Source organism: Sedimentitalea sediminis (assembly GCF_042687825.1).
Taxonomy (GTDB): domain Bacteria; phylum Pseudomonadota; class Alphaproteobacteria; order Rhodobacterales; family Rhodobacteraceae; genus Sedimentitalea.
This window is the reverse complement of the sequence record NZ_JBHUQE010000039.1, coordinates 1-11,196: the sequence shown is the minus strand read 5'-3', so window position 1 is coordinate 11,196 and position 11,196 is coordinate 1. Positions and strand designations below refer to the sequence as shown.

Here is an 11,196-nt window from a genome sequence, read left to right as displayed (position 1 = left end):
GCCAGACCCTAGATTTCAAAGTGACCCACTACCGATTTTTAACGAGTGATTTGAACCGGGTGTCGTTGGAACAGAGATCGCAACGCCGGAAGACGGATTGCTCGCGGTCGATTGCTACTGCGTAATTTCTGCGACGCCTTGAGCCGGACCGACAGTGCCCGGCCTTCGCGCCTGAGCAACATAGATGGCAACTGCCATCAGGTCTGCCGAAGACGCGATGCGCCGCTCATGCATCAACTCTGCCAGTGGCGCCGCCTGCGACCAATCCTGATAGCTGAAGAGCTGGCGGGCGACGAGCGCCGCGGAGATCCGGTCGCGAAGGTCGGGCGAGCCGACACCGTTTTGGATCGCGAGCGCTTCGACCATCAGTTCGAGTTTGTCGAGCGGTTGCCGCGGGTCGGCCAGGAATCGTTCCTCGAGCAGCGCGACACCCTCTGCGCCATCCTGCTCGATCGGGGCCGTCGCATAGGCGCCGAGGTTGCGGGCCCAGGCCGATCCCGCCGCGCGCTCCGCGAAGCCGCGAACGGCCGCCCGTGCGGCCTCCGTATCGTCAAGGCCGAGCAGCAGGACGCGGATCGGCTGGTAGGGGTATTCCTGCGGCGTCCGGAAATCCCGCAGCAGAACGTCCGGCGGCAGGCGCAGGTCGAGATCCCGCAGGAGCGCATAGGGCGCCTGATCCAGTTCGCGAAGGGCGAGCTTGTGCAGCTTCGGATCGGGGTGATCGTGCAATTCGGCGGCGATCGCGAACCGGGCCGGATCGACCCCGGCACCCCAAGACGGGGACTCGGCGATCACGCGCTCCATGATCTCGCGAAAGGCCGTGTCGACATAGGCGACCCTGGTCCAGGCGCCATCGGCGCCACGGGCGAAAAGCACCGCCTCGTCCGGATGGGACGCGAGCTTCTGTCGGCTGACGCTGTCGACCAGAAAACCGAGCTCGGGTTCCTGAGCCGTTCCGCGCAGCATCTCGACGGTCTTGTAGACGAATTCGTTCTGCGGGTCGGGCCGGGCCGGGCGAGAACGAGGTCGGCGCTGTCGACCATCCAGTCCACCGCCGTTCGCTCGGGGAGGTACGTGTGAAACGAACAGGCAGCGGCAGGAGCGGCCGCGATCATCGCAGCCGCGTGGCTTGCAGCGAACCAGCCCATCCCGTGGATGTTCTTTCGGATCCTCATATCACCACCCATATACAGCGTGCCGCAGTCTGCCACGTTCGCCGATTCCGTTCCATTCCCTGATGGGACGGGCGCGCATCAGCGGTAGGGTTCGATCCCGTCGGCCGAAAGGGCGTAGCCTACATCCGCGAGCTGCGTCGACGTGGTGGCGGTCCCGAACATGCCGGTGACGGTCACGGGCTCGAACAGGTGGTCCGACTCGTAAGGCCGCTCCGTCGTGACCAGAACAAGCTGGTTCGCGGGCGGTGGCGGAACGTGGATGCAGGCGCCCACATAAGGCACTAATAGGAAGGCGGTCATGCCCGTTCCATCATAGTCGAGCGGGACGACGAAGCCCGGGAGGCGCACGGTCCGGCCGTTCCAGTCGGTCCGCACGCCGGTCGATGCCCGCTGCTGGCTCATGAGCGGCGCCTGATCGTGCTGGACGAGGCCCTGAAGCTCGGGCGGGAGGGATGTTTCGCCCGTTGGCAGCAGATCGGTCCATTCCAGGTCTACTGGGTCGTCGGCAGGCCGCGCAGGCCCGGGCAGACACGCCAACGCCCCGATGCCGAGACAAAGGCCGCGCCGGCTCAGTCTTCTTCCAGCCATTCGTAGATCTCGATCTTTTCCGCCGCCATCTGATAGCCGATATCCGCGATCTCGGTCGACTGCAAACCGGTGCGGAGGCGGCCGAACACCCAGACCGCGTCCCAAATCGCGTCGCTCGGCCAGGGCGTCTGGGTGGTCACGGAGACGAGCTGGTTGGGCGGCGGTGGCGGGACATGGATGCAGGCCCCGACATAGGGCACCAGAATGAAACTCGTCACGCCGTCGGCGTTCAGATCGAGGGGGATGATGTAGCCGGGCAGCTTGACCGGCTCGCCCTCGAGCACGGTGTTAAACTTGGTCGCATTTTCATCGAATATCGGATTCCAGGTGTCGTTCACCTCGTCGAGCTCTCCCTCGCCGATGATCTCGGAATAGGGAACGCCGGGCGGGATCAGGTCGTCCCACGTGATCTCGCGGAAAGTGGTTGCGCGAGCCGTGCGCGGCAGGGCGCAACCGGCCGCAAGAAGCAATCCGAACTGCCGTCGGGAAAGGGGATTGTGCATCTTCATATCCTCGCCATCATGCCATCGGCCAGAGACATCCGGTAGGCCCGCAGTGCAGGAAAAAGGCTCGCGAGCGCCGCCGCGCCGATCACACTTGCGAGAACCCAGAGTTCCCGCGCTGTCGGTACCTCGATCGGCAGCCAGATGCCGAACGCCGAATCGACCCAGGGGCGCGCAATGGCAAGCCCCGCATAGAGCAGGGCAAAGCCAAGGACCGCGCCCGCGGCCGCCATCAATGCGGCTTCCAGAACGAGCAGCGACAGGATCGTGCCCGGTCGTGCGCCCATCGCCCGCCAGATTGCCATCTCGCGCCGCCGTTCGCTGAGACTCGACAGGATCATCGCCATCATTCCAAGCAGCGCCGTCACCACGACCATGGCGGAGACGCCGATCAGGGCCGTTTCGGCAACGCCCACGATTTGCCAGAGCTCTTGCAGGGCGACACCCGGCAGCACGGCAAGCAGCGGCTCCCCGGGGTACTCGTTGATCCAGCGCTGGAGCTTGAATACCTGGAGCCGAGAATTCACGCCGACGAGCGCGGCCGTGATGGCGGTTGGCGTCAGGTCCATCTTGCGGATCGTCTCCACCGGCGTCGTCTGGCCGGTCTTCGCGCCGCTCTGCCAGTCCACGTGGATCGCCTCGATCGCCTTCAGGCTCACGATGACGGTCCGGTCCACGGGCGTACCGGTCTTGGCGACGATACCGGCGACGCGAAACGGTTGGTCGTCGTGTTCGGTGAAGGAAGCGAGCCCGTGGGCAACGACGATCGGATCGCTGACCGAATAGCCGAGCGCCCCGGCAACGTCGGCGCCGATCACCGCGTCGTAGAGATCCTCCAACCCGTGGCCCGAGGCGAATCCAAGCGACCGTCCGCCGCGATACTTGTAGCGTTCGAAGAACTCCGGCGTCGTGCCCATGACGCGGAACTGCCGGTGGCTGTCGCCGAGCGAGATCGGCACGCTCCAGTCCACCTCGGGCCGCGCGGCGATGTCCTCGTAGCTCTGCCAGGTGACGTTGTTGGTCGCGTTTCCGATCCGGAACACCGAATAGAGCAGGAGCTGGACGGAGCCTGAGCGCGCGCCGACGATCAGGTCGGTGCCCGAGATCGTGTCGGCAAAGCTCGCACGGGCGCCGGTGCGCACCTTCTCGACGCCGACAAACAGCGCCACCGAGAGCGCGATGGCGAGCACCGTCATCCCCACGGTCAGTCCACGCGCCAGAAGCGAGCCGATGGCAAGTCGCAGGATCATGCGGCCTCCCCGAGGACGGAGACAATCTCCGACAACCGGACGACACGGTCGAACCGTGCGCCCAGCCTTTCGTCATGGCTGACCATGAGAAGCGACGAGCCCGCCTCGGCCGTCTGATCGAACAGCAGGCCAAGAAAGCTGTCCTGCGTCGCTGCGTCGAGCGCCGACGTAGGTTCGTCCGCGACGACGAGCGGCGGCTGGCCGATCAGCGCGCGGGCCACCGCGACGCGCTGTTGCTGGCCGACGCTGAGACGGCCGGAGACGGCGCCGAGAATATCCGGCGGCAGGCCGAGCGCCCGGCAGAGGCGCGCGGCTTCGGGTTCCGCATCACCCGCGCGGCTGCGTCGTTCCGGTGCGAAACGCAGCGGCAGGAGGATGTTGTCGGCCACGCGCGCATATGGCAACAAGTTGAACTGCTGGAAGATCACCCCGATCCGCTCAGCCCGAAACCGGTCGCGCGCGCCCACCCGAAGGCCGGCAATATCGGTGCCGCCAAGCGCGACACGGCCCGCCTGCGCCGCCACGATGCCGCAGACGAGCGAAAGCAGCGTCGATTTCCCCGATCCGCTCTCGCCCAGCAGAAGAACGCTCTCCCCCCGCTCAAGCCGGAACTGCGGCACCGTCAGCCCGAAGGAGGCCCGCCCCGGCCAGCGGAACAGGACGTCCCGCATCGAAATTGCGGATGCCGCATGCTCAGATCTGTCCGGCAAGGTCGAGCACCGGGGTATCCCGTTCGATCTCGAACGCCTTGGCGCCCGTGTCCGTCACCAGTTGCAACTCGATCTCGCGCGCATTCGGGAATGTCTCGAAATAGGCGAATTCGATACGTTCGATGGCCGAGGGCTGGGCGCAATCCAGAGCATACTCGGCGTGGAACTCGGTGTGCCCGCCTTCCTCGTTTTCGTGCCCGTCGGCCTCGGCATGCTCGTCCTCATATTCCTCGTGCGCGTCATGCTCGTCATGACCTTCTGCTTCGAGTTCTGCACTGGCCTCGACCACGGAGCATTCCGCCGCCGCCGGTAGAACGAACAGCGCGAGCGGCCGCGCCAGAATGGCAACCGCATCGTCCACCGCGGCGCGATCCTCGGCGCTTTCCGCGTGATGCTCGAAACCGACGATATCCGCGCCGGGAGCGTGCAACTCCAACGAGACGCGCTCCCCTTCGATGGCAATATCGAGCTGTCCAACGCCATGTTCATGCGCTCCGAGCTCTCGATGCTCCTGCGCCATGGATGGCGTGGCCAAAATGACTGTGACCACGGCAATACGACCGATCATGCGAGAATCTCCTGCTTCGCCCGGTTTGCGTTACAGTATGACGTGTATGCGACAGTGAAAAGACATTGCGGCGGTCCGATTTGTGGTCGCGGCAAAAGTCTGCAATGAGGACGCTGCGTCGCCGCATAGTGACTCATGGTGCGCGACCGCTGTGGGCCGTTTGTTACTTTAGCCGGTCCCGCCGCGGCTCCAGCACAGCATAAACGCTTTCCGTGCACGCAGTCTTAAAGATGTAGCGAAGCACCACGTAAAAGGGGGGCGAACCGGATACTCGCGGTTCATCCACAATCATCCGGTTCGCGGAGATTGGGTCAGTTTATGACGTAAAAGCCAATTTCGTCTGACGTCTTACAGGGTGTTGTGGAACGTCACGAAACTTTGACTCTATCGGCAGCCAAAACCTCAATAAATGAGTGAATTGCACCGTGCAATTCTGACCCAAACGTCAAGCATTTCTGACACAGCCAGCGAAGCAGCCGTTTGCAAAGGCCGCGGCAAGTGGCAGAAAAGAGCCCTATCTACCGAATGCTGCGACCTTCATGAAGGTCAGCTTTTATGCATCGACCCGGAAAACAGCCTCAATTTCCACTGCTGCGTTCGCGGGAAGGCTCGAACTACCAACAGCAAATCTGACATGATCGGCGATTTCAGGCCCAAACACTTCGACCATCAGGTCCGACGCTCCGTTCACCACTTTTGGGTGATCTGAAAAATTCGGTACAGCATTCACAAAAGCACCCAGTTTGACGAGCTTCGCGATTTTTCGAGATCGCCAACAGCAGCCTGCGCGCGCGCCAAAATACCTATGCCACAACAGCGTGCAGCGGCAATGCCCCCTTCCAAGTCAACGTCCTGTCCGAGCTTTCCTCGAATTACATCGCCATTCGCATCAATCGAAATCTGGCCCGAGATGTATAGGTAGCCTGCGTCCAGCAGATAAGGAGCAAAATTCCCAAGCGGCTTGGGCGCGTCAGGGATGACGAGACCTAAAGCCTCAATGTTCTGACTAACTGACTTCATTAAGGTTTTCCTTCGTCGTTTCCAACCTGTCTAACTATATTTTGAACAGCTTTTAATCCCAAACCAGACGCGGCAAATTTGATTGCAACTGAAGGCTTGTCCGGCTCACTGCTAGTCCAAGCCCAACCAGGCGAACGGCCCCCGTCTCGGAGATCAGCCATTCACGCCTGGCGCGGCGAACTTGCGGCATGAGCCCAAAAGTCACGAATGCTGCGGTCTGATCAAACTGGTAGATTGCCGACTTTTCAGACATCCAATGGAACCGTTCCGATGACAGCTTCGCTCCCGAAAGCAGCGCACAGTGCCGACTACAGCAATCCGTAGGAAGGGAGGCGAGCCTGCATTCGCTGCGGTTCCGTCTAACGGCGAGATGCAGGGCATTTCAAAGAGGACGACATGGAAGTGCCCACGTCGCCCTTACTTCCATAGCTCGCCCCGCAAACCCCGTTGGTTGTCTCAGGGAATATCAATCCACCAGTTCGAAATCGTTCATCTTCCAGGTCTGGTCGAAGAACGGCTCCAGCGGGCCGTACAGGCGCACGATGGCTGTCCAGCCCTTGCTCGGATCAGTTTCGACCCAGTTCGACTCCATACCTTCTGGCGCTTTTGGGCCGAAGTAGAGGTCGACCGTTCCGTCTTCATTCTGCGCCAAATCGTCGTAGCTGCTGAGCGCGGGGAATTGCTGTGATGTTGCCATCATCGAGCGGTTTGCGCTGTCGTAGACGACGACAGACCAGAAATCCTTCGCAGGAACATCAACTGGAACTGTCAGCTTGTATGTCTTCGCACCGTCGAGCGGAACACCTTCGCCATCGGTATGGGTACACAAATATTGCGACCCGATACCCACGTTTTTGCTCGCCATGGCCGGTGTCACGCCTGTCGCATACGCTGCAAAAAAGGCCTGAGCATCGTAGTCGAGGTATCCGTTCGGGTCAAAGGTGTAGACGCCGCCAACAAACGGGTTCCACCATTTGCGATCCTCGTAGATGTATTTGTCGTCGCCAACGTAGTTCCACATATTGGCCCGAAGCAGCGCCGCGCCCGCCATGGCGGCTGGCTCAAGGATGGCCTTCTCTTCCGGCGTGGGATCGAATGGCTTGCCGAACTCCATGCCGATGGAGGCGAGCAGAAATTTCTGCGCCCCGTCCAGCGCGTCCGGGTGCTCTTCTTCGACGAGGTGCCCAAGCTCTTCCAGGAGGTGATAATTTTCGGAATGAACTGTCCAGATTTCCTGTCCTGAACCATCGATTAGTTCGGTGGGTTCCGGATTGTCCGCCTGGGCCAGCGGGTAGATCTTCAATTGCTCGTACAGCGAATTGGCTGCATCGGTCGTGCCATCGACCAGGAAGGCTCTGAGCGCCAGCCAAACCCCGTAGGTTTTGGATTCAAAAACGAAATACCCATCCGGTACGTCTCCCTCGTATCCCGGCGGAAGCACGAGGAATTTGCCGCCTTCGCCCTTGTCCGGCCCCGCATTTCCAACATCGCCAACATAGCGCATCCACATGTCGTTGAAGAAACCAAGCATGCCGGGAGGCGCTTCGACCACTGTCGGACCGTCTGTGTTAAGGTCGAGAAAAGTCATCGCATAGACGGTTGTATTGTTGGCTGTCAGGAACTCGGACTTGGCGTCCATCAGGTCCTTGAACACAATGACCTGATTAGGTTTTCCTGCACCGAAATCTGCGTAACCCTTGCGCATCGCATAGAGCGAGGCTCCAAAGACGTTTTGCTGGATCACTTCCATCACCCGATAGGTCGTCCGGATCTGGAACAAACGTTCGGTGGTCTCAGCGGTCGGAAATCCCTTCTCGAAGGTGAAGTCGCCGATGATCGTGTTGAACTCTTCGTTCTCTAGGAAGCGGCCATCGCCGCCTTCCGCAAGCGCCATGTTCGCTGTTACGGCAAGGGCCGCGCATCCGGCAAGAAATGTGCGTTTCATCTTTTTCTCCTGTCAGAAAATCAGTTTCTTTTCTCGACGTCCGGCAGTTGCCATCCGCTTTCGATCCATCCTTCCGCTGGCCCATAAAGGCGAAATAGCAAGAAGAAGTCCTCGCCGGTCGGTATCCAGTTGCTTTCGAGACCATCCGGAGCCGTTGGCGCGAAATAGACGTCAACCGAGCCGTCGTCATTGACCTGCATGTCCGGCAGATTTGGCGTTGCCAGGCCGACGCGCTCATTGCCTGCGACGAAGCCCTTGGACTTCATGCTGTAGACGATGACCGACCAGAAACCCTCAGCGGGCGTGTCGGCGGGAACATTGAGTTTGTAGCTGTCTTGCCCGTTCAGCATATCTCCATCGCTGTCGGTCAGGCCTGTAAGGTAGAAAGTCCCGCCACCCAGCTTCTTCGGCAGATAGGTGATCCACGAATACGAACCGCCCGCGCGGTCATCGATCAGCACCATTTCATCGGTCACATAAGGAAAACCCGCTTCCGGCTGACCCTCGGCGAAGGCCCAGACTCCCCATTTGCGGTCTTCCCAGAGCGGAACGACCGAGCGCGTGATGAAATGCTCCTGCATGGTGTCATAGGCGCATTGCAGCCCTTCCAGCATCGCGGCCTGCATTTCCTCGTCCGGTTCAAACGGCTCGCCGCGCACCATACCAAGCGAGGCCAGCATCGCCATCATGACCTTGTCCTGCTCCAGAACCGGCTCGCGCTGGATGACCGTGTTCATGTCGTGAAAAAACGTCATGTCATACACGGGAAGCGTGTTGATCGGGTTCTCCTTTACGTCGATGAATTCAGTTGGCGACGGATTGTCGACCTCGGACAAGGGGTAGACTTGAAGGGTCTGGGCGTAGACAGCCTGATCTTTGCTGGTGCCACCATCCTTTGCGACAGGGCGGAAGGCGAAATGAACGCCATAGGTGTTGGACGGATAGACGTAGTAGCCCTCTTGCGGGAGGTCGCCGTCATATCCCGGTGGCACGATGAGGTATCTCCCGCCTTCGCCCGCATCATCGCCCGAGGTGCCAACATCTGCCAACGGAACCTGCCAGGCGTTCGTGATCGTTCCAAAGAATGCCGCCTTTTCTCCGGCTGATGGAACATCGATGACAACGGGCTCATCCACCGCGTATCCACCGCCAAATACATACGGTGTCACGTCGTTGGCCGTCAGGAAGCCGTGTCGGCTGTCCATCGGTTCGCTCATATAAGCGATCACGCCTTTGTCAGCCCCCGCATCGCGCTGGATCGCCAACTCGATATCGTAAACGCCAACGGCAGGCATCGCCCAGATCGCAGCCTCGCAGGAGCGCCGGACAACGGTATCGCGGGCGATTTCAGACATCTCCGCCACAACAGGCCCAGCCAGAAATGAAAGTGCAACGCCTGCATACAGCCCACGAGCAGCCTGCCTGGTTGCCATATTTGTACTTATGGTCATCTGCGTCTCGCCTCCCGCAAATAGCCAAATCGAGAGCATAGGTTGGCATATCGCTGCGAGATCGGCGTATCATTTCACGACAGAATCACGATTAAGCAAACCTGTATGCCAGCAGACCCTCCCATGATCTCCGCCAAGGCGCTTGGTGCGATGCCGCAATTCACGTTTGAAACCTGCGGGCAAAAACCGCTTGAACGAGCGTTGAAGCGATCCGGTTTGCCTCATCGCTTCATCGAAAGGCGCGATGGCTACATCCCGCAACACGCCCTCGCGACATTCATTCAAGAGGTCGGGCGTTCCACCGGGGAAGAGAATATCGGCCTGCTCTGGGCACCGCATCTCACCGTCGCGGATTACGGGGCATGGGGAGACTACGTTCTGTCCTCGCCAAACCTCGGAGCGGCTCTCGTGCGAACTGCAAAGGCGATCTCGTATCACTCGAGTGCGGACCTGATCGAGTTTCAAACACACGGCGCCCGTGCATGGTATGGATATCGCTTCGGACTGCGATCACATAGTGCGTATTCCGACGTCGCTTTTTCGGCAGTAGGCGTCTTTCTCAGCGTCTTCCGGCACTACCTTGGACCAGCGTGGTCGCCGGAGCGGCTGATGATCGATACTTCAAAACCGTCCGCAGGAGATCGCGCCGAGGAAGTCTTCGGGTGTCCGGTCCATTGGGATCAACCTGCATTGGGAGTTCTCTTTTCCAGCAAACTTTTGCGGACGACCGCGACGGAAGCCAAACCGAAAGCGACTATCGAGGACATTGCTCGAGAGAGAGTTGGTGGCCCGCCCAAGACTTTGCCCCACAAGGTCGCTGCCATGGTGCGACTGCAGATCTATGAGGGTTCGGTGTCCATCGAAAGAACCGCAGAATGCATGGATATCGGGGTCCGAACCTTGCAGCGAGGATTGATGCTGGATGGGGTTCGGTTCAGGGACATCGTGAACAACTCTCGAATAGAGCGTGCCAAAGAACTTCTGCGTCACGGCGATGTGTCGGTTGCAGCCGTCGCATTGGATCTTGGTTATTCGAGCCCAAACAACTTCAGTCGGGCCTTCAACGCTCAGACAGGCTTTTCGCCCAGCCAGTTCGCCGAGTCGGACCCGCGCTAGGTCGCTTGGCCTCGGAAGTCGCCGTTTGAGCCCCCGCTACTGAGTCGAGACTTATAGGACCTCGCAACAAGCGTAGGAGCCGCCGTTCGCAGCGACGAACCAAAAGGCCAGATTTGGGGCGGTCACGTAGGTGCAGGAACCTTATGCAAATGTCTGGAAGCGTTCGCATTGCGGTCCATGCTCGTGGAGCCCCGAGGTCGGCTTTGCGCAGAATACGGACCCATCAGTCAGCGCCGGGAACGGCAACAAAGTCCCGCATTGCAGTCGCGGCCGAACGGCTTGTCGCATGGCAGGTCTCCGCAACCACTGGATGATTGACAGCATCATAACGAACCGAGAACGTCGCTGAGGGGGTGTTATGTGAACCGATCTTAGGTTGAGCCGCACCCGACCAGAGCAAGGCTGTGGCAACATAAGGAGCGCGAAATTCGAACGCCTGCCCAGCTACTCCACGTCAAACCTCCGGATCATCACCGATGGCAAAAAATGCCGAAAACGCGGAGGGGTATTCTCCCACAGTTCTTCATCTGAAAATGGTTCCGTTCTGACTTGTAGGCAGCCTTCGTCGGCCTCGCCACAGCCATCCAAAATGACCCCTAACATCTTGAGAATTTCACGTAGCCTGGCCTGCCCCGTTGATGTCGAAATTTCACCACTGCGTTTCAGATCACTGAGCTCCGCTTGAATGTCTCGCAACTCCTTCATTGGCGTTCTTTTCTGAGGTTGATTTTCATCCATGGCGGTCAGTTTTGGGTACCTTGCAGTTCCGGCATTCCACATTGACAGAAACATGGCTGCGTTGTGCTGACCATTTGGAGTGCACGCAGCTCAGCCTGCGATACCTAAATGAACGTAAGCGTCCGGTCTGAC

12 protein-coding genes are annotated in these 11,196 nt (G+C 59.9%); 2 read left to right on the top strand and 10 right to left on the bottom strand.

Annotated elements, in window-relative coordinates:
- Positions 1-114: 114 nt before the first annotated feature.
- From ACFMPD_RS17030 to ACFMPD_RS17005, 6 genes are all read right to left on the bottom strand, one after another.
- Positions 115-966 carry a hypothetical protein gene (locus tag ACFMPD_RS17030; protein ID WP_380997081.1) on the bottom strand — a complete coding sequence of 284 codons (852 nt, stop codon included), beginning with the start codon at positions 964-966 and terminating at the stop codon, positions 115-117.
- A gap of 287 nt (positions 967-1,253) precedes the next feature.
- A complete protein-coding gene (locus tag ACFMPD_RS17025) occupies positions 1,254-1,763 on the bottom strand; it encodes a DUF3299 domain-containing protein (protein ID WP_380997078.1) in 510 nt (169 codons plus the stop codon).
- Entirely contained in the window at positions 1,745-2,272 is a 528-nt protein-coding gene (locus ACFMPD_RS17020) for a DUF3299 domain-containing protein (protein ID WP_380997076.1), read from the bottom strand. The genes ACFMPD_RS17025 and ACFMPD_RS17020 overlap by 19 nt, the downstream gene beginning before the upstream one ends.
- Entirely contained in the window at positions 2,269-3,516 is a 1,248-nt protein-coding gene (locus ACFMPD_RS17015) for an ABC transporter permease (RefSeq protein ID WP_380997074.1), read from the bottom strand. Before ACFMPD_RS17015 ends, ACFMPD_RS17020 begins: the two co-directional genes overlap by 4 nt.
- Positions 3,513-4,187, bottom strand: a complete 675-nt coding sequence (locus ACFMPD_RS17010; RefSeq protein ID WP_380997072.1) for an ABC transporter ATP-binding protein — start codon at positions 4,185-4,187, stop codon at positions 3,513-3,515. The genes ACFMPD_RS17015 and ACFMPD_RS17010 overlap by 4 nt, the downstream gene beginning before the upstream one ends.
- 22 nt (positions 4,188-4,209) lie before the next feature.
- Positions 4,210-4,794 carry a DUF2796 domain-containing protein gene (locus ACFMPD_RS17005; protein WP_380997069.1) on the bottom strand — a complete coding sequence of 195 codons (585 nt, stop codon included), beginning with the start codon at positions 4,792-4,794 and terminating at the stop codon, positions 4,210-4,212.
- A 409-nt stretch (positions 4,795-5,203) separates the two neighbouring features.
- On the opposite strand from ACFMPD_RS17005, the gene ACFMPD_RS17000 reads away from it, so the two are divergent.
- Complete coding sequence (locus ACFMPD_RS17000) at positions 5,204-5,503, top strand: hypothetical protein (protein ID WP_380997066.1); 300 nt, start codon at positions 5,204-5,206, stop codon at positions 5,501-5,503.
- Positions 5,504-5,520: 17 nt separating this feature from the next.
- Here ACFMPD_RS17000 and ACFMPD_RS16995 read toward each other — a convergent pair whose 3' ends face one another.
- The 3 genes from ACFMPD_RS16995 to ACFMPD_RS16985 all read right to left on the bottom strand — a co-directional run bounded on the left by ACFMPD_RS16995 (position 5,521) and on the right by ACFMPD_RS16985 (position 9,114).
- Entirely contained in the window at positions 5,521-5,814 is a 294-nt protein-coding gene (locus ACFMPD_RS16995) for a RidA family protein (RefSeq protein ID WP_380997064.1), read from the bottom strand.
- A 466-nt stretch (positions 5,815-6,280) separates the two neighbouring features.
- Positions 6,281-7,759, bottom strand: coding sequence for a DUF1254 domain-containing protein (locus ACFMPD_RS16990; protein WP_380997061.1), 1,479 nt, complete (start codon positions 7,757-7,759; stop codon positions 6,281-6,283).
- Between the two features lie 20 nt (positions 7,760-7,779).
- On the bottom strand, positions 7,780-9,114 hold the full coding sequence (locus tag ACFMPD_RS16985) for a DUF1214 domain-containing protein (protein ID WP_380997058.1): 1,335 nt from the start codon (positions 9,112-9,114) through the stop codon (positions 7,780-7,782).
- A gap of 219 nt (positions 9,115-9,333) precedes the next feature.
- Between ACFMPD_RS16985 and ACFMPD_RS16980 the strand changes: the two genes are divergently transcribed.
- Positions 9,334-10,326, top strand: coding sequence for an AraC family transcriptional regulator (locus tag ACFMPD_RS16980; protein ID WP_380997056.1), 993 nt, complete (start codon positions 9,334-9,336; stop codon positions 10,324-10,326).
- Between the two features lie 444 nt (positions 10,327-10,770).
- Here the strand turns inward: ACFMPD_RS16980 and ACFMPD_RS16975 are convergent, their stop codons facing one another.
- Positions 10,771-11,064 carry a hypothetical protein gene (locus ACFMPD_RS16975; protein ID WP_380997053.1) on the bottom strand — a complete coding sequence of 98 codons (294 nt, stop codon included), beginning with the start codon at positions 11,062-11,064 and terminating at the stop codon, positions 10,771-10,773.
- Positions 11,065-11,196: the final 132 nt, after the last annotated feature.

Coding starts and splice junctions, on each gene's coding strand:
- ACFMPD_RS17005 (WP_380997069.1), bottom strand. CDS start 4,794: ATGATCGGTCGTATTGCCGTGGTCACAGTCATTTTGGCCACGCCATCC.
- ACFMPD_RS17025 (WP_380997078.1), bottom strand. CDS start 1,763: ATGGCTGGAAGAAGACTGAGCCGGCGCGGCCTTTGTCTCGGCATCGGG.
- ACFMPD_RS16985 (WP_380997058.1), bottom strand. CDS start 9,114: ATGTCTGAAATCGCCCGCGATACCGTTGTCCGGCGCTCCTGCGAGGCT.
- ACFMPD_RS16990 (WP_380997061.1), bottom strand. CDS start 7,759: ATGAAACGCACATTTCTTGCCGGATGCGCGGCCCTTGCCGTAACAGCG.
- ACFMPD_RS17020 (WP_380997076.1), bottom strand. CDS start 2,272: ATGAAGATGCACAATCCCCTTTCCCGACGGCAGTTCGGATTGCTTCTT.
- ACFMPD_RS16995 (WP_380997064.1), bottom strand. CDS start 5,814: ATGAAGTCAGTTAGTCAGAACATTGAGGCTTTAGGTCTCGTCATCCCT.
- ACFMPD_RS17030 (WP_380997081.1), bottom strand. CDS start 966: ATGCTGCGCGGAACGGCTCAGGAACCCGAGCTCGGTTTTCTGGTCGAC.
- ACFMPD_RS17015 (WP_380997074.1), bottom strand. CDS start 3,516: ATGATCCTGCGACTTGCCATCGGCTCGCTTCTGGCGCGTGGACTGACC.
- ACFMPD_RS16975 (WP_380997053.1), bottom strand. CDS start 11,064: ATGGATGAAAATCAACCTCAGAAAAGAACGCCAATGAAGGAGTTGCGA.
- ACFMPD_RS17010 (WP_380997072.1), bottom strand. CDS start 4,187: ATGCGGGACGTCCTGTTCCGCTGGCCGGGGCGGGCCTCCTTCGGGCTG.
- ACFMPD_RS16980 (WP_380997056.1), top strand. CDS start 9,334: ATGATCTCCGCCAAGGCGCTTGGTGCGATGCCGCAATTCACGTTTGAA.
- ACFMPD_RS17000 (WP_380997066.1), top strand. CDS start 5,204: ATGAGTGAATTGCACCGTGCAATTCTGACCCAAACGTCAAGCATTTCT.